This window comes from Streptococcus sp. 4155, assembly GCF_013276695.1.
Classification (GTDB): domain Bacteria; phylum Bacillota; class Bacilli; order Lactobacillales; family Streptococcaceae; genus Streptococcus; species Streptococcus pseudopneumoniae.
The window spans coordinates 11,865-38,090 of record NZ_VMLM01000042.1 but is presented as its reverse complement, the minus strand read 5'-3'; the positions used below and the strand labels follow the sequence as shown (position 1 = coordinate 38,090).

The window sequence follows — 26,226 nt, the reverse complement described above, 5'->3', positions numbered from 1 at the left end:
GCAAGTATATTTTGTAATTTTCAGAAAATTCCTCCAATAAAAACCATCTTAGAACTGATTCTTCATTTCACTTATTTATCTTCAGTAACTACTTCCTGAAGATAAGCGTCAAAAACTTCTTCATCTGAAATGGTATCGGATATGAAGCTACCGTTGCTGGTTCGTTCTGACAGATTCAAGTCTTGCAATCGGATTTCATAGATTGTTCCTTTGTTGGATTGAACAAGCAGAGTTTGGTCGTTCTCTTCTACCTCTGTACTGAAGAGATCACCTACAAATTCTTGCTCTGCAACTGCACCAGCCAAGAAGACACGATGCGGTTTGTTTTTCAATTCACGCAAGACTTGTAATCCTCGTTTGGCACGGCTGGTTGCTGGAATTTCCTCAATGGAAACACGTTTCAAACTTCCACGCTGGGTCAAGAGGTAGAAGGACGAGGTATTACAGATAAAGGCCGATTGGAGGACATCATCTTCTTTCAGGTTCATAGCCTTGACACCTGCTGCCTTGGCACCAACAACCGGAACCTCTTCAATATTGAAACGCAGTGCATAACCATTTTGACTAACCAAGACAACATCATCTAGTTTAATCGGAGCCACTGCTACAATCTGATCTGTATCGTCTTTGAGCTTAGCATACTTGACAGACTTAGATCTATAGGTCCGCCATGGAGTAAATTCTTTTCGCTCTACCCGTTTGATTTGACCAAGGCGAGTCGCTGCAAAGTAGGTTGTCGCATCGTCAAACTGATCCAGTACTTCCACATAAAGTATTTCTTCATTCGTTTCAAAGTTTGTGATGGTTTGGCTCAGATGCTCTCCGATGTCCTTCCAACGAATATCTGCCAACTCATGGATTGGTCTGTAGATGACATTTCCAAGACTTGTGAACATCAAGAGGTGCTGGGTTGTCTTGGCAGATTGAACAAAAATCAAACGGTCATCATCACGCTTGCCAATTTCTTCCAAGGTGGAAGCCGCAAAGGAACGTGGACTGGTACGCTTGATGTAACCTGCCTTGGTCACGCTGACGTAGGTATCTTCCTCAGCGATAAGACTAGCTGTATCAATCTCAATTGCTTTCGCAGTATCTTCTAAAGAACTCAAACGAGGAGTTGCAAATTTCTTCTTGACCTCACGAAGTTCTTTCTTCATGAGATTGTACATAGTCCTTTCATCACCGATAATAGCCGCCAGCATAGCAATCTTCTCACGAAGCTCTGCTTCTTCTTCCTGCAAGACAACCACATCGGTATTGGTCAAACGGTACAGTTGCAAAGTTACGATAGCCTCAGCCTGTTCTTCCGTAAAATCATAGCTAACTTTGAGGTTTTCCTTGGCGTCCGCCTTATTCTCAGAAGCACGGATAAGAGCAATGACTTCATCCAAAATCGAAATCACACGAATCAAACCTTCGACGATATGGAGACGTTTCTCAGCCTTTTCTTTGTCAAAGCGTGAACGCGCCAAAATCACTTCACGACGGTGGGCGATGTAGCTAGACAAGATTGGAACAATCCCAACCTGACGAGGTGTGAAATTGTCAATCGCCACCATATTAAAGTTGTAGTTGATTTGTAGGTCGGTGTACTTAAATAAGTAGTTGAGAACAAGCTCAGTATTAGCGTCTTTCTTAAGTTCGATAGCGATACGAAGACCATCACGGTCAGACTCATCACGAACCTCAGCAATCCCAGCTACCTTGTTATTAACACGAACATCATCGATTTTCTTGACTAGATTGGCCTTATTGATTTCATAAGGAATCTCAGTAATAACGATTTGTTCCTTACCACCTTTTAGCTTTTCAATTTCAGTCTTGGAACGAACAACCACGCGCCCTTTCCCAGTCTCATAAGCTTTCTTGATTTCATCACGACCCTGAATAATAGCCCCTGTAGGGAAGTCTGGTCCAGGCAAGAATTCCATGAGTTTATCAATCTTTGCAGTTGGGTGGTCAATCATGTAAACTGCAACATCTATGACCTCAGCTAAATTATGGGGAGGAATGTCTGTGGCATAACCAGCCGAAATCCCAGTCGAACCATTGACCAAGAGGTTTGGAAAGGCTGCTGGCAAGACCGTTGGTTCTTTCTCCGTATCGTCAAAGTTCCATGCAAAAGGAACTGTCTTTTTCTCGATATCCTGAAGAAGGTAGCCTGCAATTTCAGACAAACGTGCCTCAGTATAACGCATAGCCGCAGGAGGATCTCCGTCCATAGAACCGTTATTACCGTGCATTTCAACTAGAATCTCACGATTTTTCCAGTTCTGTGACATACGAACCATGGCATCATAGATAGAAGAATCCCCGTGTGGGTGGAAATTCCCCATGATGTTCCCGACTGACTTGGCCGACTTACGGTAGCTCTTGTCAAAAGTATTGCTATCCTTATTCATAGAATAAAGAATACGGCGCTGAACCGGCTTCAACCCATCACGAATATCTGGCAAAGCCCGGTCTTGAATAATATACTTGGAGTAGCGACCAAAGCGCTCTCCCATGATGTCCTCCAGGGACATGTTTTGAATGTTAGACATAGGATATAAAGCCCGTAAAATACCAATTGAAAATAGAAAATTCTTGCAGTTAGCGATGCTCACAAGAGAATTTATCTTTTTCACACAGTATCTAGGGCGTGTTCAACTCCTTTCAAAGAATGTAGAGTAGGTTTTGTAGAATAAAGGATATTTTACGGAAATTAGTCCCGTGTTCAGTTACTACAAATAACCAAACGACCCTTTCTGTAGTTTAATGTGTTTAAAATGCGTTGCTTCAGTTAATAAGAAATTTCACATAGCATTCAGGGCGCGTTTAACTCCTTTCGAAGAATGTAGAGTAAATACTATGGAAAAAGAAAAAATATAGAGTAAGTCACTTCCATCCAATTCCTGTATCGTCATTTCCACTTAAAATGTCTACTTCACAAATCCTCGTTTATACTTGATATGACTGGCGATATTGCTATCTACATCTTTCCTATCCCAAAGTTGAAGTTCCCATGGATAGTAAAAATTACTTTTATTTTTAAAATAGATATGAATACCGACATAGCCATCTTTATCACGTAAATACCAGTTTTTTAGTCCGTAAATCTCTTGCCAATCATCTAATTTATCCATGACTTGAGCTATCTCTTTGGAACTTAAAATCATACGAGCACCAAAAATATCATTAAGAATTGAATTCACAGGATAGCCCTCTTGACGCTCTGAAAAACGTGTAATTTTATCTAAAATAGACTCAGAAGTTTTGACACGATAAACATAGGCAATATCTTGGACATCCGCTTTCATCAGATAATCATTAATTGACTCATGTAAATTCAGACGGTAGGACAAAATCGCTTTAGTCGGAACTTTTGAAAAGGTATGCTTGAGATTTATTTTTTCCACCTTACCCGTTTCAAAATAATCTTTAGAATATTCTCGATGAATACGATTAATCTCTGTAATGAGGCGTTCCACTTTTTCAATCATGAGTCTTCTCCTCTCGCTTTTTCATTTTTCCAGTTATTCCCAAACTTCTTCACTCTTTCCTCAGCATACTCAATCATCTTCTCAGCCACTTCTTTATCGTAGTCAAAGCCCAGCTTTTGAGCAAGTCTTTGAGCTTCTCTATGGAAAAGTTGCATCGTAGTCAATAAAGACTGAGTGATTTTATCTATACTTGAAAAATCAAGCAAATCTGAGAATTCCTTCTTTTGCTCAGCAGGTAAATAGTTAAAAAGATGCTTATAATTCTTGCCGACGTCTACTTTCCCCCTATCACTTGCTACCTGCCAAGCCAAAATTTTCAAGAATTCTTGCTGACAAATGCCGTAAAGATGGTCAATCGCGTAGATGAGCTGATTCCGACAAATCCCTTTAACCACGTAAGATGACACCCACCAAAATTCATTGCAGGAATTTTTAAAATCTGTCTCAGTAGCTGGATGTACCCAGAAACGCTTTGGACTGGGAGAATAGGACTCAAACAAGCCCTTCTTATCTTCTAAAACAGTGAATCCTGCTTCACTGTCCACCCATTCTTGAATGTGTTCTTTAGGACAAAGAGTCAAATCGATACGATTGCCATCTTCAAAGAGCATGAGGTAGAGACGACGATGGTCAAGCTGGACATGCTGTTCAATCAGGCGTTTGCCAAACTGATCTAGCCAAGAAAGGTCACTCGTCAGATTATCTAAATCATCCACGATATAGACCACGTCATAGTCTTGAAATTCATCTGTTTGAACCTTTTGGTTTGTCCGTGAACCAGACATGGCGATAGCTTTAACTTGTAAAGTTTTGGCAGTTTGTAAAATCAGATCTAGCATTTCTGTTTCAATTCTCATGTCAGCACCTTCTCATTTTATAGGTTACCAAGCGTCTGATTCTTCTTACTGGATAGTTTTTATACTATAATTCCCCTGTCTTGTAAAGACTGTATCCTTCGTAGTAGTATGAAGCATCTACTCTCTTAAAGAAACTGGTCTGAGTAAGGTCATCCGTCAAGTTATTGAGGAGCAAATACTTGAGTTCTCCAGTCGATACTGCACTACGCTTCATGGCATTCAGGTATTCATCCTTATCTATAGCATTCCAGTCTACCACTTTGCCCAGTTTCTGACGAAGCATACAATCTAGCCAAATCCGCATTGCGCGTCCATTCCCCTCACGGAAAGGATGGGCAATATTCATATCCGCATACTTATCAACTACTTGATCAAAATTATCATGAGGAAGTTTGTCAATATACTGCAAGGATTGCTCTAAAAAAATACGGGGGGCAAATTGAAAGTTATCCTTTGCAATATTGACATCACGGATTTTTCCAGCGAAATCATAGATACCTGAAAAAAGATAGTGGTGAATAGCTGACAGCCCTGCAAATGTCCCAACTTCCATCTTGAACAAGTCTCCTGTCTGAAAAAGCAGGGCGGCTTGTTTTTTTGTCAGTTTTTCTTCTGCATCTGCCAGCTGGGCTGAGTTTGTAATGCCTAGTTTATTTTCCAATACCATATCTTCCCCTTATTAACGCCATTTTGTATAGAAAACAGGGTGCCCTTTAGCAATATGTTCTTTCAGTTCATCTGGCAACTTAAACTCTACAATGTCTGTAGTAACCCTTGGTAAGTAAGCAAAATCTCCGTTGAGTCCGCTAAAATAGAAACCATTTTCCTTAGCCTCTTTGTCCAATGAAAATATCACTTTTGGAATAAAATACTCATAATCAGGCTCTCTATTACAAATCATATTTCTTACATCCAAAATAGATGTTTTCGCATCCAACACATCAAGTACTTTCCCATACTCTGCATGACTTATTTTGAACAATCTAATCTTTGCAGCTCCTTTAGGTTTCTTATTCTCCATTTACTGGATCCTCCTTCTTACTTTTTTCAATGTAAACTTTTTGTAAGGTGTAAATAAATAGCTATTATCAAAACTCAACTTGTCCTTTTTAGGGAAAAACTGCCTAAAAATTAGGACAGCTACTCCCTAAAAAGGACAGATATACTGAACTATCTTGCTACTACTTCCTTAGTCGCAGCAATTTTTTTGTCAGCCCAGATGACTAAATCCTTGATAACTAATTTCTCCACTGCTCGAACAAAGTCAGACATAAATGTATAGTCGATTTGATTATTTTTGATAGGAAGCTTAACATCTGTCTCTTTTAATACTTTTTCATTAAAAGAGCTACTTCCCCAACTAAATGTAGAGAAACTCTTTCTTAATGAAGTAATTAAATAAAGAGCTTTATACCTATCCAATTCTACTTCTTTAGTGCGCAATACCTTAATTTTATCTCCTGTGAAATAGGGTTCTTTTTGATAAAACATCGTTGCCGTATCTTGACCAAAACTAATTGTGTTGGCAGGATTGAGAAATTCTTCACTCTCTGTAATATAACCTCGAATCCCATTGTTACTATCTCCACGAGCTACATAAGGAAACTTTCCTCCAAACTCAATCATATTTGCATTGAATTTCTTTTTACTACTGGATAAGTTAAAGACCTGAGAAAGTTGGAATACCTCCGACTCCTCTACTCTACTCTTAGTATCGGAAAGTTTTGCAAACTTGTCAAGTACTTTTTCATCATTTTTTGTAAGATGATAATCCCTAAGATTTGTTACAGTTAGATAAGACTCGAGCGTCTCGATGCGTTCAGACTCGAGCGCTTTGATGTAGCTTTCCATGTATGAAAATGCTAATTTGTTATTGAGAGTTGGAAGTTTAACTAGGAGGTCATGAGATTTAGAAGAGCGTAGCTTATTTCCAAAATCAAATTTACCAACTAAAGATTTTTGAATTGAAGATGCTAAAAATAACATGGAGTGTTCACTATACTCTTCGTCATTCCAGTAGACACCCACATCATCTGATGCGCTAAATTCATAATTTCGATAAAAAACATTTCCAAAAATATCAATAGTCAGAGAATTTTTTGGAAAAATAGTCATCTTATTCCCAATATGTCTAACGACACCCGTATTAGTCACTCCTGCCATCACAAATGGTAAAAGGCCATCTATCTGATCTGCTTTCGTTAGACGGGAACCCTGAACAATATTACCAAATAAATCTCCTATCCGATACTCTCTCCACTCGCCCCCACTTGCTTCAAATTCCTCTTCCAATTTTTGAAGGCGAGGGCTTAGGCTTTTTTTGAGCTATCTTCCCCCTTGTTTTTCAGGAGTTGTTCCACTTCCCAAGCTAAGTAGTCAGTAACAGTCTTTTTAAAATCATCCAAGGTTGGTTTTGTATCAATGATCTGGTGCTGTTCGAAATTCCAATCATTACCCTTGTCAGTGATAAAGTCCTCAATAAAGATAGCATCTAAATCCCAAAGTTCTTTACTCACTTCCGCTCTCTTTCCAGCCTTATAAATTTTAATCACATCTTGGTAACGCTGGATAGGATTATCAACCTCTGAAATACCTCGCTTAGCACGTTTAAAACCGTCATTTCTAAAGTCAATAAATTTAACCGTCTGGTCGTAATCGTGTGCCTCATGAGCCTTAAAAATGTAGATAGAAGTCTGGACTCCTGCCATGGGAACAAAAAGGTCAACAGGCATTTTGATAGAAGCAAGTAGGGTATGCTTTTTCAAAATAGCTTTAGCTGTCTTTGTTGCCTTACCAGAACCAGCACTATCTTGAATGATAATGGCACCTAGGCCACCACGCTCCATCTTATCCAAACCATAGGCTATAAAAGGAAGACCATTTTCTTCATAAGAGAAAGGGGGATTCAGCAAGACACGATTAGCTTTAAAATCCGTAAACAGACTCTCAGGACGATTGAATGCAGAACCTTTTTCAATTCGACTAGATCCATCTCCACGAAGAATCATATTGGTTGTCGCTAAGGTATACATCTCTGCATTAAGTTCTATTCCTAGCAGGTTATCTTTCTTGAGCTTCGCAATCTCCTCGTTGGCTCGAGAAGTCCCCTTCCCAAAACTGATATTTGCATGATCTATCATCAACTCCATCGCTGAAATGAGGAAACCAGCTGAACCAGTCGCCAAATCCATAACCTTGCTCTCACTTGTTATCCCCAGAATTTGCGCCATCATTTTGGTAACATAAGGAGGGGTCAGAACAATACCAATTTCTTTTCCATCTCCCAAAGCATACTTTAGAAATTCGGAGTACATCTCCCCCATAATATCGATATGTCCACCCAAACCATCAATGGACTTGAAAATATTCTCATAGATAAAAGTGAAGATTTGCTTGGTAACAGAATTTTCCTTTTGAGGGAGAAGTTGTGCTACTTCTTTGTCATTGGTAATCAACTCGTCACGCTGGCTATCTTTGGAAATTTCTCCAAAAGAAGCCAACATGAGAGTTTTCTTATCTTCATTGATTTCACGTTCATCTAGGAAAGCCTTGATTTGATCAACAACTTTCTTACCATCACGCTTGGTTTCAGACTGCACACCTTTTAAATCGTCAGGTATTAAGCCCTCATCAACCTTTTTGCCCTTACAATCTACGATATCCTGCATAGATAATAGCATACCAGACACATAAAGCACCCGTTGAGGAGCTGTGATATTATGGTTGTGCATCAATTTATTGAGCTTTTTAGCATAGCCTTGCAAGGTCGCTTGACTATCAATCAGAATTTGGTGTTTTTCTTCTTCGCTCAAAACAGCATCTTTGTAGAATATCTCAAAGGTGGACTCATTTTCCAAAAAATCAAAAGTCGTTACCTTTGATAGCTCTTTATAGGCATTAGGAGCAGAACCAAAGACATAATAAACTTTGATAGTCACATTTTCTTCGTTATCACCTGCAACACCAACTGCGACGGCTTCATGATATTTACCACTATCAATAACTGCCCTCGCATAATGCAAAACCCCATTCACCGCAAAATCACTAATTGATTTATCATCAAACTTAATACCGTCCTTTGTTTGAGCAACTAGCTTAGATAATTTGAGTTTGTTTTCAATCAAGATAGGAACTTGTTTGTATTTTTCAATATGAAAATCTGGTTTTCCAAAATTAGTCTTAGTTTGCGTCTTAGCCGCTCCCTTAAGCGCCTCTTTGAGATAAGCACTCATAGCAGATTCTTCATTATAATCCTGCAATTTTTTCAAACCAAGATTTTCAAACTGCTTTTTCACATAGTCATTCACATCCGACTCTAATTTCCAGTTTACTAACATATTATTTTCTTTCATTAAAACACTGTCGCTTCTTCCAACGTAAACTTGACATTATCCTCAATCCATTTACGGCGTGGTTCGACTTTATCGCCCATGAGGACATTGACGCGGCGTTCGGCGCGGGCTAGGTCTTCGATTGTGACACGGATGAGGGTACGAGTTTCTGGGTTCATGGTTGTTTCCCAGAGCTGGTCGGCATTCATCTCTCCAAGCCCCTTGTAGCGTTGGAGTGTTGCTCCTTTACCGAACTGCTTGCGGAGTTCTTCTAGCTCTCCGTCCGTCCAAGCGTAGGCCACTTCTTCTTTCTTGCCTTTACCTTTTGACATCTTGTAAAGAGGCGGAAGGGCGATATAGACATGTCCTGCCTCGACTAGCGGACGCATGTAACGGTAGAAAAATGTCAAGAGCAAGGTCTGGATATGGGCACCGTCAGTATCCGCATCGGTCATGATAATGATCTTGTCATAGTTGGCATCTTCAAGGGAGAAGTCTGCTCCGACACCCGCACCGATGGTATAAATCATGGTATTGATCTCTTCATTTTTGAGGATATCTGCCATCTTGGCCTTGGCTGTATTGATAACCTTACCACGAAGAGGTAGAATAGCCTGGAACTTGCGGTCACGGCCTTGTTTGGCAGAACCTCCGGCAGAGTCCCCCTCGACTAGATAGAGTTCATTCTTAGCAGGATTCTTGGACTGAGCTGGGGTCAATTTCCCAGACAACAAGCCCTTGTCTTTTTTATTTTTCTTGCCATTTCGGCTCTCATCACGTGCTTTTCGTGCCGCTTCGCGAGCATCACGCGCCTTGATAGCCTTGCGGATGAGGTTAGAAGCCAATTCACCATTTTCCATAAGGAAGAAGGTCAACTTATCCGCCACAATTCCATCCACAACGGGACGAGCCAGTGGGCTTCCCAATTTGTCTTTGGTCTGTCCCTCAAACTGCAAATGTTCTTCAGGGACTAGAATAGAGAGGACAGCCGCTAGTCCCTCACGATAGTCTGAACCTTCAAGGTTTTTATCTTTTTCCTTGAGAAGACCTGTCTTACGCGCGTAGTCGTTCATAACCTTGGTAATAGCGGACTTGAGTCCTGTCTCGTGCGTACCACCATCTTTGGTGCGAACGTTATTAACAAAGGACAAGATGTTATCTGAAAATCCATCATTGTACTGAAGAGCTACTTCCACTTGGAAACCATTATCTTCCCCCTCAAAGTACAGAACCGGTGTCAAGGTTTCCTTGTCTTCGTTTAGATAAGAAACAAAGTCCTGTACCCCATTTTCATAGTGAAACTCAACAGACTCATCTGTTCGCTTGTCCGTCAAGGACAAGGTCACATTTTTCAAGAGAAAGGCTGACTCATTGAGACGTTCTGAAATGGTATTGTACTTGAAATCTGTCGTAGAAAAGATACCGGCATCTGGCATGAAGGTAACCTTGGTACCTGTCTTAGACTTTGGTGCTGTACCAATTTTCTTCAAGGTCGTGACAGGTTTGCCACCATTTTCAAAACGTTGCTTGTAGATTGCACCATCACGGGTGATTTCAACCTCCAGCCAACTAGATAGGGCATTAACAACAGAAGAACCCACCCCGTGAAGTCCACCGGATGTCTTATAACCACCTTGACCAAATTTCCCTCCGGCGTGGAGAATGGTAAAGATTACTTCAACCGTTGGGATTCCCATAGCGTGCATACCCGTCGGCATCCCACGACCATGGTCTTGAACCGTTAAACTGCCATCTTTATTGATGGTCACATCAATACGGTCACCAAATCCAGACAAGGCTTCATCGACAGCATTATCGACGATTTCCCAAACTAGGTGGTGGAGCCCAGCGCCATCGGTCGATCCGATATACATCCCTGGACGTTTACGGACCGCATCCAACCCTTCTAGCACCTGAATGGCATCATCATTATAATTGTTAATATTGATTTCCTTTTTTGACACAAGGAACCTCCTATTCGTTCATCTTTACTATTCTACAGGTTTTCCAAGGATTTTGCAAAATTTTTCTTTCTCCGATGTAACAATTTCAGAAGAGATTCTCTGCCTTTCTTCTTCATTTCATGATATAATAGGAGTATGATTACAATAGTTTTATTAATCCTAGCCTATCTGCTGGGTTCGATTCCGTCTGGTCTCTGGATTGGACAAGTATTCTTTCAAATCAATCTGCGCGAGCATGGTTCTGGTAACACTGGAACGACCAATACTTTCCGCATTTTAGGTAAGAAAGCTGGTATGGCGACCTTTGTCATTGACTTTTTCAAAGGAACACTAGCAACACTTCTTCCGATTATGTTTCATCTACAAGGGGTTTCGCCTCTCATCTTTGGACTTTTGGCTGTTATTGGCCATACCTTTCCTATCTTTGCAGGATTTAAGGGTGGCAAGGCTGTTGCAACCAGTGCTGGTGTGATTTTCGGATTTGCACCTGTCTTCTGTCTCTACCTTGCAGTTGTTTTCTTTGGAACCCTCTATCTTGGTAGTATGATTTCGCTATCTAGTGTCACAGCATCTATCGCGGCTGTCATCGGAGTTCTACTCTTTCCACTTTTTGGTTTTATCCTGAGCAATTATGATCCTCTATTCATCACTATTATCCTAGCACTGGCTAGTTTGATTATCATTCGGCATAAGGATAATATCACACGTATCCAGAATAAGACTGAAAATCTTGTTCCTTGGGGATTAAACTTAACCCATCAACATCCTAAAAAATAAAACGCCAGTTTAAACAGAACTGACGTTTTTTTGTATGCTTACTTTGATTTGATATAGTTGATACCATCTGCTTTTGGTGCAACTGCTTTTCCAAAGAAGGCTGCCAAGACAAGAATGGTCAAAACATAAGGTGCGATTTGAAGGTAAACCGCAGGCACTCCTTGTAGGAATGGCAATTGAGAACCGATAACAGCCAAACTTTGTGAAAGTCCAAAGAAAAGACTAGAAAGCATGGCTCCGATTGGATTCCATTTTCCGAAAATCATCGCAGCAAGGGCGATAAATCCAGGTCCAACAATAGTTGTCACTGAGAAGTTAACTGAGATTGATTGAGCATAAATCGCTCCGCCAATTCCACCTAGGAAACCTGAAATAATAACCCCTAAATATCTCATCTTGTAGACATTGATTCCCAAGGTATCCGATGCTTGAGGATGTTCACCGACAGAGCGGAGACGAAGACCAAATCGAGTCTTGAAGAGGATAAACCAAGCAAGGAATGAGAAGGCAATGGCCAGATAACCAAGAAGACTAGTTGACTTGAAGAAGATATCACCAATCACTGGGATATTTGCCAAGACTGGGAAATCAAAGCGTCCAAAAGTCTGACTTAGGTTGTCGGTTTGTCCTTTGTTATAAAGAACTTTCACCAAGAAAACAGCCAAGGCAGGCGCCATCAAGTTCAATACCGTACCGCTGACAACATGGTCTGCACGGAAATGAACCGTCGCTGCTGCGTGGATGATAGAGAAAAGGCCTCCAACCAATCCTGCAACTAGCAAAGATAGCCATGGAGTTGCTGCTCCAAATTGTTCTGCAAATTCAAGGTTAAAGACAACTCCAGAAAAGGCACCCATAACCATAATTCCTTCAAGGCCGACGTTTACCACACCACCACGTTCAGAGAAAACACCGCCAATACTTGTAAAGATGAGGGGTGCTGAGTAAATCAGCATAGAAGACACCAAGAGGGTGAGCAAGGTTGTAATAGACATCTTTACTTACCTCCTTTAACTTGTTTTTTTGGTTTGACAAAGCGTTCGATAAGGTAATGAACACTGACAAAGAAGATAATAGACGCTGTTACAATGCTGACAAGCTCAGATGGTACCTGTGCCGCATTCATACCAGGAGCTCCAACTTGGAGAACACCAAATAGAAAGGCTGCAAAGAGAATACCAATTGGTGAGTTGGCCGCAAGCAGACTAACCGCCATCCCGTTAAATCCAACAGCCAATGACGCCCCCTGAACATAGACATTCTGGAAGGTTCCAAGTCCTTCAACAGCTCCACCAAGACCAGCCAAGGCACCTGAAATAATCATTGAGAGGATAATCGTTCTTTTTGCAGAAATACCAGCATATTCTGAAGCATGTGGATTAAGACCAACCGCACGAATTTCAAAACCAAGGGTTGTTTTCTTGAGCATAAACCAAATGACTGCAACGGCAATGAGAGCAAAGAAAATACCAATATTCATCCGTGAGTTACCAGTCAATTCAGATAACCAAGGTGTCTGATAGGTTGCATTAGCCCCGACACGAATGGTCGAATCTGTACTTTGCATGAATTCTTTAGGAAAGGCATGGATAAAGGCATTCCCTACATACAAGACAATGTAGTTCATCATGATGGTGACGATAACCTCTGACGTCCCTAGATAAGCTCTCAGAATACCCGGAATCGCTCCGACAATCCCACCAGCAATCAAGGCAATCACGATGGTTGCTAGAATCATCAAGGGACGGGGCATATCTGGATGCGACAGGGCAAACCAACCACTTAAAATCCAACCTGCCAAAGCCTGACCAGGAAGCCCAACGTTAAAGAAACCTGCACGACTGGCAACAGCAAATCCAAGACCAATCAAGACCAAAGGCCCCATTGCACGGAAGATTTCTCCAATCCCACGCAGGCTACCAAAGGCTGTATAGAACAATTCTTCGTAGCCCCAAATAGCATCATAGCCGAAGATCCACATGACAATGGCTCCAAGTAAAATTCCAAGGAAGACAGAGATCAAGGGAACCGAAATTTGTTGTAATTTTTTAGACATCACTCTTCTCCTTTCCCAAGTTTCCACCAGCCATCAAGACACCAAGTTCTTGTTTATTGGTTGTTTCTGGTGACACAATACCTTGAATCTTACCATCATGAATAACGGCAATACGGTCTGAGACGTTTAAAATCTCATCCAATTCAAAGCTGACAACTAGAACAGCCTTACCATTATCACGCTCTTCAATCAAGCGCTTGTGGATATATTCAATGGCACCGACATCCAACCCACGAGTTGGCTGGCTGACGATAAGGAGATCAGGATCACGATCAATTTCACGAGCAATAATTGCTTTTTGTTGATTTCCTCCTGAAAGTGCAGCTGCAGGAACAAATTCACTGGCAGCACGAACATCAAATTCTTCCATTAGCTTTTTAGCATAAGAAGTAATATTTGAATAGTTCAAAATTCCATTTTTACTATGTGGTTCTTTGTAGTAGGTTTGAAGGGCAATATTTTCAGAAATCATCATCTCTAAAATCAAACCATCACGGTGACGGTCTTCTGGAACGTGCCCAACACTTAGCTCTGTAATTTGTCGTGGATGCAAGCCTACAATTGAATCTCCTTTTAGCTCAATGCTACCAGATTCAACCTTGCGAAGACCTGTGATGGCTTGAATCAGTTCAGACTGACCATTTCCATCAATCCCCGCAATTCCAACAATCTCTCCAGCACGAACATCCAAGGACAGATTTTTCACAGCTGGGACACCGCGGTTTTCATTGACCACCAAGTCTGTAATAGACAAGACCACTTCTTTTGGTTGAGAGGCTTGTTTCTCCGTTTTAAAGGAAACAGAACGTCCCACCATCATTTCTGCCAAATCAGCATTGGTAGCCCCTGCAATTTCGACGGTTTCAATTGATTTCCCACGACGGATAACTGTAACGCGGTCAGAAACTGCGCGAATCTCGTCCAACTTGTGGGTGATCAAGATAATTGATTTTCCTTCTTTGACAAGATTTTTCATAATAGCCATCAACTCCTCAATTTCTGATGGAGTCAAAACAGCCGTTGGTTCGTCAAAAATAAGAATATCAGCTCCCCGATAAAGGGTTTTTAAAATTTCTACACGTTGTTGGGCTCCAACCGAGATGTCCGCCACCTTGGCAGAAGGGTCCACAGCTAAGCCATAACGTTCAGAAAGAGCCTTGATTTCTTTGCTAGCTCCAGCGATATCTAGCACACCATTTTTAGTCAATTCACTACCTAAAATGATGTTTTCAGCCACCGTGAAAGCCTCTACCAACATAAAGTGCTGGTGAACCATTCCGATTCCCAAGCCAGCTGCTTTAGATGGGGAGTCGAGGTTGACAACTTGACCGTTGACCGCGATTTCACCACTAGTTGGTTCAAGAAGCCCTGCTAACATGTTCATGAGCGTGGACTTACCAGCCCCATTTTCTCCTAAAAGTGCATGAATTTCACCTTTTCGTAGGTTCAGGTTGATTTTGTCGTTGGCAACAAATTCACCAAACACCTTGGTAATATCACGCATCTCAATGACATTTTCGTGTGCCATGTGCTCTTCCTTTCAGAGTCTTATTTTATTTCAATAAAACTTGCTAGTTTGTATAGTAGCAAGCTTTACTGAGACAAAATGACTTTGTCTCAACTCTTAAAAAGCGGCCGATAGCCGCTTCCTAAGAAATAACTTCCATCCATTATTTTTCAGGAACTTTTACGCTTCCATCAAGGATTTTAGCTTTAGCATCTTCGACAGCTTTTTTACCTTCTTCTGAAAGGTTTGTTACTGCCAAGTCAACCCCTTTATCTTTCAATGAGTAAACGATCACTTGACCGCCAGGGAATTCACCTTTTTCTGCCTTGTTAGCAATATCTTTTACAGTTGTACCAACTTGTTTCAAAGTAGATACAAGAACAAAGTTTGATTCTTTGCCATCTTTAGAAGTGTATTTACCTTCTGCTTCTTGGTCACGGTCAACACCGATAACCCAAACTTTTTCATTTTCAGGACGGCTTTCGTTGAGTGATTTTGCTTCTGCAAAGACACCTGCACCTGTACCACCAGCTACTTGGTAAACAATATCTGCACCAGCTGCGTATTGTGCCGCTGCAATTGTTTTACCTTTAGCGGCATCACCAAATGAACCAGCATAGTCAACTTGTACTTTGATAGATGGGTCTACTGACGCAACACCAGCCTTGAATCCTGCTTCAAAACGAGAGATAACTTCTGATTCCATACCACCTACAAAACCAACTTGTTTTGTTTTAGTTGTTTTGGCTGCGGCCACACCAGCGAGGTAACCTGACTCATTATCAGCAAATGTTACACTAGCAACATTCTTTTTATCTTTAATCACATCATCAATCAAAACATAGTTCAAATCAGTGTGCTCTTCTGCTGCATCTTTAACTGCATTGTGAAGGGCAAAACCAACACCGAAGATTAGGTTGTAGCTTCCAGCAGCTTGTTGCAAGTTGTTAGCATAGTCAGCTTCACTTGTTGATTGGAAGTAAGTGAAACCTTTATCTTTTGCAAGATTGTGTTCTTTACCCCAAGCCTGCAAACCTTCCCAAGCTGATTGGTTGAATGATTTATCATCAACACCACCAGTATCAGTGACGATTGCTGCTTTTGTCTTCACATCAGAAGATGAAGCTGCCTTACGAGAAGAGCGGTTACCACATGCAGCAAGTCCAACTGCTGCCACTGCAACTAGACCAAGGCCTAGCCATTGTTTCTTGTTCATTACTGAACCTCCTAAATAAGATGTGCAACGATGTTGCAAGTATGGATTGGTTGGCCACAAGGACCGTGCCACTCAGAGAGCGACTCAGACTAGTTTAAGTCTGTAAAAGAATATGGAAGTAACTCCCCGACCGTCATCTCGACCGTCGATTTATCTTTTGCGACTAAGGTCACTTTTAGATCTTGTTCAAAAAATTCGACCATTACTTGGCGACAAGCACCACATGGTGAAATCGGTTTTTCAGTTTGACCATAGACAATCAATTCTGAAAATTCTCTTTGCCCTTCAGATACAGCCTTAAAAATGGCTGTTCTCTCACCGCAATTGGTCAAAGGATAGCTAGCATTTTCGATATTCACTCCCGTGTAAACACTTCCGTCTTTGGCTACTAAAACTGCTCCGATAGGAAAGTGAGAATAGGGGACATAGGCATGTTTGCTGGTTTCAATTGCCAGTTCAATCAACTCAGTAGTCGCCATCTGCCAATTCTCCTTTTAAAATGGCTACCCCAGCTGACGTTCCGATACGGGTCGCCCCTGCTTCCACAAAGGCAAGAGCATCTGCATAAGAACGAGCTCCACCAGCGGCCTTGACCCCCATTTCAGGACCAACTGTTTCACGCATTAATTGAACATCTGCCACCGTCGCACCACCAGTTGAAAAGCCAGTAGATGTTTTAACAAAATCAGCTCCAGCTTTTTGAGCTAATTGGCAAGCCACAACTTTTTCTTGGTCGGTCAGCAGGCAAGCTTCAATAATGACTTTCACTAACTTGTCACCACTTGCTTCCACGACTGCGCGAATATCTGACTCAACCAAATCAAGATTACCTGTTTTGAGAGCCCCAACATTGATCACCATATCAATCTCGTCTGCACCATTTTGAATAGCTTCTTTGGTTTCAAAAGCTTTCACAGCTGAAGTTGTTGCTCCCAAAGGGAAACCTACTACTGTACAGACCTTGACATTTGAGTCTTCAAGCCCTTTTTTAGCATGTTCAACCCAGGTCGGATTGACGCAAACACTGGCAAAATCATACTCCCTAGCCTCAGACAACAAACAATCAATTTGATTTTCTGTTGCATCTTGTTTTAAAAGCGTATGATCGATATATTTATTTAATTTCATATTCGGATTCTCCTGCGGTTTATGAGATGATTTCTATAATTTCTCGTAAACTTTGCACCCTATCATTTATTTTAACATATTTTTGAAAATCTGTAACTAGCTGAGGAGAAATTTTTCCATTTGTGTATACTTTTGCAACAATTTCTCCCTTTTGAACGGAATCTCCAACTTTCTTTTCAAAAACAATTCCTGTTTCATAGTCCAAGGCATCAGACTTAACTGCACGACCAGCACCCAGTCTCATAGCATAAAGTCCAAATTCCATTGCTGGAAGAGCTGAAATGACACCCGTTTCCTGAGCAGGGATTTCCACCACATGGGCTACATTTACAGGACGATAGAGGTCTTCCAAGTCTCCACCTTGGGCTTGGACCATCTCCTCAAACTTAGTCAGTGCTTGACCATTCTCAAGATGTTGGCGAACTTCTTCAACTGTCTTGTTAACATTTGCCAAACCAAGCATAATTTGAGCCAACTCACATATGAAGTGGGTAATATCCTGACGGCCTTGACCTTGTAAAATCTCCAATGCTTCAAGGATTTCCAGACGATTTCCAATCGCACGCCCTAAAGGCTGGCTCATATCCGTAATCACCGCTACTGTCTTCCGGCCAACAGCCTTACCAAGTTCCACCATGGTTTGAGCCAACTCACGCGCCTCATCAACCGTCTTCATGAAGGCGCCCTCACCGACAGTTACGTCTAGCAAAATAGCATCCGCTCCTGCCGCGATTTTCTTGCTCATCACCGAACTCGCAATCAAAGGAATCGTGTCGACAGTTGCGGTCACATCACGGAGGGCGTAGAGAAGTTTATCTGCTTTAACCAGCTGGTCTGATTGCCCAATGACAGATACACCAATATCCTGAACCTGACGAATGAAATCTTCTTGACTGCGCTCGACTTGATAGCCCTTAATGGATTCCAATTTATCAATTGTCCCACCAGTATGGCCGAGACCACGACCACTCATTTTTGCCACAGGCACACCAAAGCTAGCAACAAGAGGAGCTAAAATCAAGGTTACCTTATCGCCGACACCACCAGTAGAATGCTTGTCAACTTTCACACCATCAATGGCAGACAGGTCAAACTCTTGCCCAGTCTTGACCATCTTCATAGTCAAATCTGAGATTTCTCGTGTCGTCATTCCTTTGAAATAGACAGCCATAGCAAAGGCAGACATTTGATAATCAGGGACAGTTCCTGACACATAGCCTTCTACCAGCCATTCAATTTCACTTGAAGTCAATTCTTGACCATCTCGTTTCTTTTGGATTAAATCAACTACTCTCATTCTTTCACACTTCTAAGGATATAGTATCCCTTATCTTTTTTGACGATTTCACAATTACCAAACACATCCTCCATCTTGGACTTAGCACTTGGAGCCCCTTGTTTTTTCTGGATGACGATGGTCAAATCCCCACCAGTTTCCAAGAAATCTTTACTTTTCTCGATGATTTCATGAACGACTTGCTTGCCCGCACGGATAGGAGGATTGGAAATGACATGGTCAAATCGCCCTTGAACTCTTGCATAAATATTAGATTGAAATATCGTCGCTTTTACATTATTTTTTTCAGCATTTTGTCGCGCCAAATCCAAGGCACGATTATTGATATCGACCATGGTAGCCTGAACGCCATAAGCCTTAGCTAAAGACAAGCCCAAAGGTCCGTAACCACAGCCTACATCAAGGACAGTTTCTCCTTGGTTGACCTCCAGACACTTGAGCAAGAGTTGACTTCCAAAGTCAACCATCTTCTTGCTAAAAACACCTGCATCCGTCAGAAAGGTCATTTTTTCTCCCAACAATTCTACTCGCAACTCATGTATGTCGTGAGCAGCGTCAGGATTTTCTGCATAGTACATTTTATTCATAACCCTATTCTATCATATTTTGGATCGAATTGTAAATCGTTTACATATCCAGAATGAGACAAAAAGATTGAAGGAAGTTGCGTTACAATAACTCCCCTTCAATCTCTTTCAACTTTTATAAGCAACTTGTATTTCATCTAGGACTACAGCTATCATTGCCATGATAAAACAACAAATTTATTGTCTATAATCAAGCGCATTTTTATTACTATTGCTTAACCTTCAGATACTTAATTATCAACAAAATTCCCAACAAAATATTTAGATAAAAGCCCAATTGATAAGTTTGTGTCAGGATTTCCAAACTTGTCCAAAGTCGTATCAAATCTTCTAGTGACATGCGGAAGAAATAACCCTCTGTCGCAATCCATAGAACTAAAAAGAAATAACTACCAGCAGCAAGCCATTTCGTTCACCGTTTTTTTAGGAAGAAAGCAATCAAAAGCGAACAGATAAAGACAGCTGTTACAATGGCATGTTCCATCAAAAAAGTAAAACCGTAATAGATTTCCACAAAGCGTCTACCATTATCCGCATTGACTCCTTTTATAAAAGGTAAGGCAAAACTTAAAATAAAACAGAGTTCCAATAGGTAACGTTTCAAGATTTTCATAGTACACCTCCTATAAGTTATAAACCCCAAAGCCCCCTTTATAGCTGATAAGTCAGTAGAAAGCAGCTCCTACTTCATCAATAAATTATTCATCCTCTATCTACTTATATTATATACTATTGACTTACCACATTCAAGAAACCGCTTTATTTTTTTAACTTTTTATGGTATGATAGACAAAATATCTAGGGGAAAACAAATGACCAACGAATTTTTACATTTTGAAAAAATCAGTCGCCAGACTTGGCAATCTTTACATCGAAAGACGACACCTCCTTTGACAGAAGAGGAATTAGAATCCATCAAGAGTTTTAATGACCAGATTAGCTTGCAGGATGTTACCGATGTCTATCTCCCCCTAGCCCATCTCATCCAGATTTACAAGCGTACCAAGGATGATTTGGCCTTTTCAAAAGGGATTTTCCTTCAACGTGAAAGCAAATCCCAGCCTTTTATCATTGGGGTTTCTGGGAGTGTTGCCGTTGGAAAATCCACAACCAGTCGCCTACTTCAAATCCTACTGTCCCGTACACTTACAGATGCTACGGTTGAGTTGGTAACAACTGACGGCTTTCTCTATCCCAACCAGACCTTGATTGAACAAGGGATTTTAAATCGTAAGGGATTTCCTGAAAGCTATGATATGGAAGCTCTTCTCAACTTCTTAGACTGCATCAAAAATGGACAAGATGTGGATATTCCTGTCTATTCTCATGAAGTCTACGACATCGTACCTGAGGAAAAGCAAAGTGTCAAAGCTGCTGATTTTGTAATTGTTGAGGGAATCAATGTCTTTCAAAATCCACAAAACAATCGTCTCTATATCACTGACTTCTTTGACTTTTCCATCTATGTTGATGCTGCAGTCGATGACATTGAGAGTTGGTATCTAGACCGTTTCTTGAAAATGCTGAGCCTAGCCCGAAACGACCCTGATAGCTACTATTATCGTTTTACACAAATGCCGATTGGGGAAGTGGAGTCCTTTGCCCATCAGGTCTGGACCAGTATCAATCTCACAAATCTACAAAATTATATTGAACCAACTAGAAATCGTGCGGAAGTGATTCTTCATAAAACAAAGAACCATGAAATCGATGAAATTTACTTAAAAAAATAATTTTCCCTTGTCAAAACGTAAGTTTTCAGATATAATGGTATAGTTAGTAAATATGGAGGTAAGAACATTGGCAAACATTAAATCAGCTATCAAACGCGCTGAATTGAACGTTAAACAAAACGAAAAGAACTCAGCTCAAAAATCAGCTATGCGTACTGCTATCAAAGCTTTCGAAGCAAACCCATCTGAAGAACTTTTCCGTGCTGCTAGCTCAGCTATCGATAAAGCAGAAACTAAAGGTTTGATTCACAAAAACAAAGCAAGCCGCGACAAAGCTCGTCTTTCAGCTAAACTTGCTAAATAAGAAACAGTCCATAGAGGCTGTTTTTTTGTCCTCAAATAGGAAAAGGTAGAAAATGAAAATCGCTATTATCGGATATTCTGGTGCTGGTAAGTCAACTCTAGCCGAAAAGTTGTCTCACTGCTACTCCATCCCAAAACTACACATGGACACACTCCAATTTCAACCCGGTTGGCAAGACAGTGATCGCGAATGGATGTTGACAGAGATGAAAAACTTTCTCACCAAGCATGAAGCTTGGGTCATCGATGGTAATTATTCTTGGTGTTTCTATGAGGAAAGAATGCAGGAAGCTGACCAAATCATCTTTCTCAATTTTTCTCCATTTACCTGTCTCTTTCGAGCTTTTAAGCGTTATCTTAAATACCGGGGAAAAGTCAGAGAAAGTATGGCTAAGGGATGCCCCGAGCAATTCAACTGGGAATTTATTCGTTGGATTCTCTGGGATGGTCGAACAAAAAATGCTAAGGATAGATACCAATATTTAAACAATACTTACCCAGAAAAGATGCGTATTCTCCATTCTCAAGCAGAGATTGATTGTTTTTTGCAATCTCTTAAAAAATAGACGGTAGAGCAACATTTCATTAAGGTCACAGTATGGACTGAATGACTAAAAAAGGAAGATTTTCATCCAGAAAGTCTTCCTTTTGTGTTCTCTTTTATTCAGCAATCAAGGTTTCTAATCCAACCTTCATCATATCGGTGAAGGTATTTTGACGTTCTTCTGCAGTCGTGTCCTCATCTGGATTAACCAAGCTATCAGAGATTGTCATAATAGCTAGCGCGTCAACATGGTGTTGGGCTGCCAGATAGTAAAGTGCTGCTGCTTCCATTTCCACAGCCTTGACTCCCCATTTACCAAGCTCGATGTTCTTTTCAAAGTAGTTTGAATAAAAGACATCAGATGACAAAACGTTCCCAACGTGGGTTGTCATACCGAGATTTTTGGCAATATGATAAGCCTTATCTAGCAAATCAAAGCTAGCGATTTGTGGGAAATCGTACTGTGGCCAGTCATTGCGGATGATGTTAGAGTTGGTTGCAGCTGCCTGCGCCAAAACCAATTCACGTACGTGGACATCTGCATTCAAAGATCCTGCAGTTCCCACACGAATCAATTTTTTCACTCCGTAGTCAACAATTAACTCACGCGCATAAATCGAAATAGATGGCATTCCCATCCCAGTTCCCATAACAGATACACGGTGACCCTTGTAAGTACCAGTGTAACCAAACATGTTACGCACTTCGTTAAAACAAACAGCATCTTCAAGGAAATTCTCCGCAATAAATTTCGCACGAAGAGGATCCCCTGGAAGAAGAATTTTATCAGCAATTTCACCCTGCTGAGCAGCAATATGGATAGACATAATTTATGATACAAAGAGCGACAAGAAAACGACTGAAAATTAGGAATCTGACGAGAAATCCTGATTTTTCAGTCAGATTATCTATTTTCCAAGTTTTCCGCTCGTGTTCAAATCAGAACACACGCTCTACCTTTCTTTATTTTATATTGAGAAAGATACCAAACCCGTCAAAAAGCAAAGGGAAAATAGGAGTTGGGCGCAGTGAGCGATGCTCGCTAGACCAACTATCTTTTTCCCACTGCTTTTAGGGTGGGGTCAATTCCTTTCTTAATTTTGATGATATTGAGAAGATTAGAACGGCTTCAATTCAAACCCGAACTCCCCTTCTCTTCTGAGTTTTTAGAAAAGTTTTCCGCTCGTGTTCAAATCAAAACACGCGCTCTACCTTTCTTTTTTATATTTTATATTGAGAAAGATACCAAACCCGTTAAAAAGCCAAAGGGAAAATAGGAGTGGGGCGCAGTGAGCGATGCTCGCTAGACCAACTATCTTTTTCCCACTGCTTTTATGATGGGTTCAATTCCTTTCTTTCTTAATTTTGATAATATTGAGAAGAGTAGATCGGATTCAATTCAAACCCGAACTCCCCTTCCTTTCTAAGTTTTTAGAAAAGTTTTTCCGCTCATGTTCAAATTAGAACACCTCACTATACCTTTCTGTTTAATTTTGTTCTTTCACAGAGAGCTACCTGAGTTCTCTTCAAGCTCAGGTAGTTCTTCTATTATAGACTAAATCATCTCATTCTTGAATAGTAGGATTTTTTACAAGACATCGTCATCAGAAATCTTAGAATTTAATGTTGTTCCCCAATGGGTAATTTTACGGTGGGGTTGAGCTAAAATTGGTCTATTTTCATAGATTGTTTGCCATCTATTCCATAGTAGACCTGTCTTTTTCTCAATCTTAATTCGCAGATTCCTCATATTTTCTTTGATTGGGAAGTTGAGGACAAAACCTGCAGTCTGGTTGCGACCGTTTCCTTCCCAAGAACGACTACGAACAACTTGGTTTCCATCTTTATCTACTGTAACTTCTTCCCAAGTTATAGAGTAGCGGGCAATGTAAGCTCCACTATGTTGAATTGTCAATGTTTTTTCTTTGGCAGGAGTCTGACTGATTGGTTGAACTGGCTTAGAAACTTGTGTCGCCGTCTCACCATTCGTAGCGATAAAGCGGAAAACTTCTACTTCTGCAAGACTGAGGGCTTGATTGTTCTTACGTAGTTGCACACGAACACGGCGTCCCAATTTCCCATTTAATTGAACATCCAAGCTCGTTCCGTCAAGTTTAGAAACATACTGTCTAGCAACTTCTGTTCCTTTTTCATCATACAAAATCACATCAAAGTCTGACAGACGTTTAGAAAGTTCTCCATCCCCACGGTTATGAAGTCGGACAAGTCCTACCTGTTCTGTACGACCTAAATCAACTTCCCACCAAGGCTGGTTTTCAAATTTTGTATGGGTAATTGATTGCTGGCTATAACTACTATTGGTATTGCCATCCAAGGCACGACTAGCATCTCCACCAAAATCAGTAGAACTTTGCTTAGCTTGTTTTTTCCAAGCGATATTCTCAGCACGATATACTTGGACTTCTGCAAGACTGAGGGCATTATAGCCTTCTAGCTCAATTCGAACATAGCGCGCTTTTTTATGGTTAATCGCAATTTGTGCTGACACATCTTTAAGAGATGTTATGCGTTTTCTCTCAATTTCTTTACCAGAACTGTCTAAAAGAATGACATCAAAGTTTGCCAATCTATCCTGGGCAGTGTCTGTGCGGTTGTAAATATTGATTTGGCGAATGGTTTCTTCTTTAGCCAAATCTACTTGCCACCAAGGCTTAGATTGGAAGTTGGTATGAGTGACAGAATTGTGACCATAGTTACCATCAACTTTGCCATCCACAGCTCTTCTAGCATCTCCTCCGAAAGCTGTCGAACTTTGAGTAACCTGTTTCCCTAAGGTAATATTTTCCATTGGTTCCGCGCTTGGTTGACTAGAAGATTGGGGCAGAGCCTGTTTCTTAAAGAATCGCACTTTATCCAATTTTGGATCACGATAACCATGTTTATCCAAGGTAGTTCGTTTACCAATATTAAAGTTAGGAATATCATTCATTCGACTTTCAAAATAGCCACGAGAACGGTGTTTAAAGCGTGAATTACCTGTAAATGTAACAATATCACGATCGTTATGAATCAAGGGAGTCACAACATTATCATTATCAACCACATAATGCTTAATTTTTCCACTAACAGCTAATTTACGGCTTTCCAAACCAACATCCCAGAAATCATTCTCAGCATTCCAAACCGCTCTGGAAGTAATCACTTTAGGCGCACTGAAAGTCGTCACTTTTCGCAATACATGGTTATAAAAATCAGGATATTTTTGGTAAGCTTCAACCGCTGCAATCTGAGCTAGGTAGCCTCCAAGAGAATGGCCTGTCATATACAACTTGGTAATACTTGTATCCTTGGCTAATTCCCCAACAACCTTGCGGATATCATCCGCTTGCGCTGGTTTATTTCCTCCTAACAAAACAAAATCTGCACTTAAATCTTTCGCATCATTCCGTCTTGTTCCACGTATAGCCAACATGTGCACCGTTCCATCTTTGAGATAAGGAAGGTCGCTCTTGGTCTCAAATAAGAAAGCATCCAAGCCACTATCTGTATGGTAGGCTTTTTTCATCTTCCAGAAAGAAGCCAATTCATTGTGCATGAGTTTGTATTCTTGACGGTCAAGATAGAGACTAGGGAAAGGATTCTTATGATCTAAAATTTTCTCAATATAATCATCGTCTCGATAGGCTAACTCCATAAAGAGAAGAGAATCACGGTCTGTGACATACCATTCTTTCTTATTGTCATCTTCTCCATCTGCCAAACCATCCCCATCACTGTCTGCTAGCAAGGGATGACTGTTATATCCTAGATAATCCTTACCATCTTTGTTGTAAACATAAAGTTCATCTTTGTTTTTGATGCCATCTTGGTCATCATCCCCTTCCAAATCAAGAACTTTTTCACCGTAGAGAGATTCATCAATCAAATCATTTTCTAAATGCAATTCCCCTTTGGAAATCTTCACCAAATCTTATGCTGTTAGAGAACGAGTATTTGTTGGTTTTTCTGTCACAGCTTCTTCTTTAGTTTCTTCTACAGGAGCAAGAATAGGTAAGTATTGAGCTGGCTCGGTTATCTCTACTTTTGACTCTTCCCTTTTGTTTTCAAGAACTTCACTTGCTTCCGGAAGCGTTTGAGGAGCTAGTCTTGACTCCTCTCTAAGAGGAGTTTCTAGTTTTGGAGCAACATTTTCTGGCTCTCTCAATTCCTCCTTAGAATCTAGCACTCTTGTTGCCACTTCAGATGTTACATCTTGCTTTAGTTCATTGGCTGAAATTCCAGCTGGAGCTAGAAATGCGAAGCCGACTGCAACAGATACAACTCCGATACTTAATTTTTTTATGCCAAAACGCATCATTCGTTGACCAATTTTCATTATTTCTTATCTTTCTTTTCGTTTATTTATAAGCAGACTCAAACTAAATCTCCTTGTGCTATATATAGGACAGGGCTAAGAAATTCAGAAAGTAATACTCTTCGAAAA

Annotated in this window: 23 protein-coding genes and 3 pseudogenes; 4 read left to right on the top strand and 22 right to left on the bottom strand. The window is 40.7% G+C overall.

From position 1 onward, the window contains the following. Positions 1-71: 71 nt before the first annotated feature. The 8 genes from parC to parE all read right to left on the bottom strand — a co-directional run bounded on the left by parC (position 72) and on the right by parE (position 10,634). Positions 72-2,543, bottom strand: coding sequence for a DNA topoisomerase IV subunit A (gene parC, locus HT715_RS05470; protein ID WP_138704866.1), 2,472 nt, complete (start codon positions 2,541-2,543; stop codon positions 72-74). Positions 2,544-2,921: 378 nt separating this feature from the next. Further along, a complete protein-coding gene (locus HT715_RS05465) occupies positions 2,922-3,482 on the bottom strand; it encodes a GTP pyrophosphokinase (protein WP_138704867.1) in 561 nt (186 codons plus the stop codon). Further along, positions 3,479-4,339, bottom strand: a complete 861-nt coding sequence (locus HT715_RS05460; RefSeq protein ID WP_138707039.1) for an aminoglycoside 6-adenylyltransferase — start codon at positions 4,337-4,339, stop codon at positions 3,479-3,481. The genes HT715_RS05465 and HT715_RS05460 overlap by 4 nt, the downstream gene beginning before the upstream one ends. 64 nt (positions 4,340-4,403) lie before the next feature. Continuing rightward, positions 4,404-5,006: a Fic family protein gene (locus HT715_RS05455; protein WP_050261457.1), complete on the bottom strand. Its 603-nt coding sequence runs from the start codon at positions 5,004-5,006 to the stop codon at positions 4,404-4,406. Between the two features lie 12 nt (positions 5,007-5,018). After that, complete coding sequence (locus tag HT715_RS05450; protein ID WP_000428283.1) at positions 5,019-5,360, bottom strand: hypothetical protein; 342 nt, start codon at positions 5,358-5,360, stop codon at positions 5,019-5,021. Positions 5,361-5,509: 149 nt separating this feature from the next. Continuing rightward, positions 5,510-6,631, bottom strand: coding sequence for a restriction endonuclease subunit S (locus HT715_RS11885; protein WP_119919814.1), 1,122 nt, complete (start codon positions 6,629-6,631; stop codon positions 5,510-5,512). Between the two features lie 17 nt (positions 6,632-6,648). Then, positions 6,649-8,676 (bottom strand): N-6 DNA methylase, encoded by a 2,028-nt coding sequence (locus HT715_RS05440; protein ID WP_042758490.1) that lies wholly within the window; start codon positions 8,674-8,676, stop codon positions 6,649-6,651. 14 nt (positions 8,677-8,690) lie between these two features. Then, positions 8,691-10,634 carry a DNA topoisomerase IV subunit B gene (parE, locus tag HT715_RS05435; RefSeq protein WP_138707230.1) on the bottom strand — a complete coding sequence of 648 codons (1,944 nt, stop codon included), beginning with the start codon at positions 10,632-10,634 and terminating at the stop codon, positions 8,691-8,693. 135 nt (positions 10,635-10,769) lie between these two features. On the opposite strand from parE, the gene plsY reads away from it, so the two are divergent. After that, entirely contained in the window at positions 10,770-11,411 is a 642-nt protein-coding gene (plsY, locus tag HT715_RS05430) for a glycerol-3-phosphate 1-O-acyltransferase PlsY (protein WP_138699558.1), read from the top strand. A gap of 38 nt (positions 11,412-11,449) precedes the next feature. Here plsY and HT715_RS05425 read toward each other — a convergent pair whose 3' ends face one another. The 9 genes and pseudogenes from HT715_RS05425 to HT715_RS05385 form a co-directional block, all read right to left on the bottom strand. After that, on the bottom strand, positions 11,450-12,406 hold the full coding sequence (locus tag HT715_RS05425; protein ID WP_054388253.1) for an ABC transporter permease: 957 nt from the start codon (positions 12,404-12,406) through the stop codon (positions 11,450-11,452). Between the two features lie 2 nt (positions 12,407-12,408). Next, positions 12,409-13,467: an ABC transporter permease gene (locus tag HT715_RS05420; RefSeq protein WP_054388252.1), complete on the bottom strand. Its 1,059-nt coding sequence runs from the start codon at positions 13,465-13,467 to the stop codon at positions 12,409-12,411. Next, positions 13,460-14,995, bottom strand: coding sequence for an ABC transporter ATP-binding protein (locus HT715_RS05415; RefSeq protein ID WP_023936662.1), 1,536 nt, complete (start codon positions 14,993-14,995; stop codon positions 13,460-13,462). Before HT715_RS05415 ends, HT715_RS05420 begins: the two co-directional genes overlap by 8 nt. A 142-nt stretch (positions 14,996-15,137) precedes the next feature. Then, the gene (locus HT715_RS05410) at positions 15,138-16,190 is read right to left on the bottom strand and encodes a BMP family protein (protein WP_023936660.1); all 1,053 of its coding nucleotides are present in this window, start codon (positions 16,188-16,190) and stop codon (positions 15,138-15,140) included. A gap of 89 nt (positions 16,191-16,279) precedes the next feature. Then, the gene (locus HT715_RS05405; protein WP_000246089.1) at positions 16,280-16,669 is read right to left on the bottom strand and encodes a cytidine deaminase; all 390 of its coding nucleotides are present in this window, start codon (positions 16,667-16,669) and stop codon (positions 16,280-16,282) included. Next, positions 16,656-17,318, bottom strand: a complete 663-nt coding sequence (gene deoC, locus HT715_RS05400) for a deoxyribose-phosphate aldolase (protein WP_023936658.1) — start codon at positions 17,316-17,318, stop codon at positions 16,656-16,658. Before deoC ends, HT715_RS05405 begins: the two co-directional genes overlap by 14 nt. Positions 17,319-17,337: 19 nt before the next feature. Next, on the bottom strand, positions 17,338-18,615 hold the full coding sequence (locus HT715_RS05395) for a pyrimidine-nucleoside phosphorylase (RefSeq protein WP_138707229.1): 1,278 nt from the start codon (positions 18,613-18,615) through the stop codon (positions 17,338-17,340). Then, positions 18,612-19,202 carry a class I SAM-dependent methyltransferase gene (locus HT715_RS05390; RefSeq protein ID WP_001038611.1) on the bottom strand — a complete coding sequence of 197 codons (591 nt, stop codon included), beginning with the start codon at positions 19,200-19,202 and terminating at the stop codon, positions 18,612-18,614. Before HT715_RS05390 ends, HT715_RS05395 begins: the two co-directional genes overlap by 4 nt. A gap of 208 nt (positions 19,203-19,410) precedes the next feature. Beyond that, positions 19,411-19,815, bottom strand: a pseudogene (locus HT715_RS05385) (hypothetical protein). 199 nt (positions 19,816-20,014) lie between these two features. On the opposite strand from HT715_RS05385, the gene coaA reads away from it, so the two are divergent. The 3 genes from coaA (at position 20,015) to HT715_RS05370 (ending at position 21,804) form a co-directional block, all read left to right on the top strand. Then, complete coding sequence (gene coaA, locus HT715_RS05380; RefSeq protein WP_138707228.1) at positions 20,015-20,935, top strand: type I pantothenate kinase; 921 nt, start codon at positions 20,015-20,017, stop codon at positions 20,933-20,935. Positions 20,936-21,002: 67 nt separating this feature from the next. Next, positions 21,003-21,239: a 30S ribosomal protein S20 gene (gene rpsT / locus HT715_RS05375; protein ID WP_001274000.1), complete on the top strand. Its 237-nt coding sequence runs from the start codon at positions 21,003-21,005 to the stop codon at positions 21,237-21,239. 52 nt (positions 21,240-21,291) lie between these two features. After that, entirely contained in the window at positions 21,292-21,804 is a 513-nt protein-coding gene (locus tag HT715_RS05370) for a DNA topology modulation protein (RefSeq protein ID WP_138701231.1), read from the top strand. Between the two features lie 94 nt (positions 21,805-21,898). On the opposite strand, the gene deoD is transcribed toward HT715_RS05370, so the two are convergent. The 5 genes and pseudogenes from deoD to HT715_RS05355 all read right to left on the bottom strand — a co-directional run bounded on the left by deoD (position 21,899) and on the right by HT715_RS05355 (position 26,118). Then, positions 21,899-22,609 (bottom strand): purine-nucleoside phosphorylase, encoded by a 711-nt coding sequence (deoD, locus tag HT715_RS05365; protein ID WP_000022090.1) that lies wholly within the window; start codon positions 22,607-22,609, stop codon positions 21,899-21,901. 761 nt (positions 22,610-23,370) lie between these two features. Next, on the bottom strand, positions 23,371-24,180 hold the full coding sequence (locus tag HT715_RS11880; RefSeq protein ID WP_345789786.1) for a thiol-activated cytolysin C-terminal domain-containing protein: 810 nt from the start codon (positions 24,178-24,180) through the stop codon (positions 23,371-23,373). Between the two features lie 9 nt (positions 24,181-24,189). Then, a pseudogene (locus HT715_RS12415) lies at positions 24,190-24,846 on the bottom strand (discoidin domain-containing protein); the annotation flags it as partial. A 99-nt stretch (positions 24,847-24,945) separates the two neighbouring features. Further along, positions 24,946-25,215, bottom strand: a pseudogene (locus HT715_RS12265) (topology modulation protein); the annotation flags it as partial. A 498-nt stretch (positions 25,216-25,713) separates the two neighbouring features. After that, positions 25,714-26,118 carry a YSIRK-type signal peptide-containing protein gene (locus tag HT715_RS05355; RefSeq protein ID WP_172922852.1) on the bottom strand — a complete coding sequence of 135 codons (405 nt, stop codon included), beginning with the start codon at positions 26,116-26,118 and terminating at the stop codon, positions 25,714-25,716. Between the last annotated feature and the right edge of the window lie 108 nt (positions 26,119-26,226).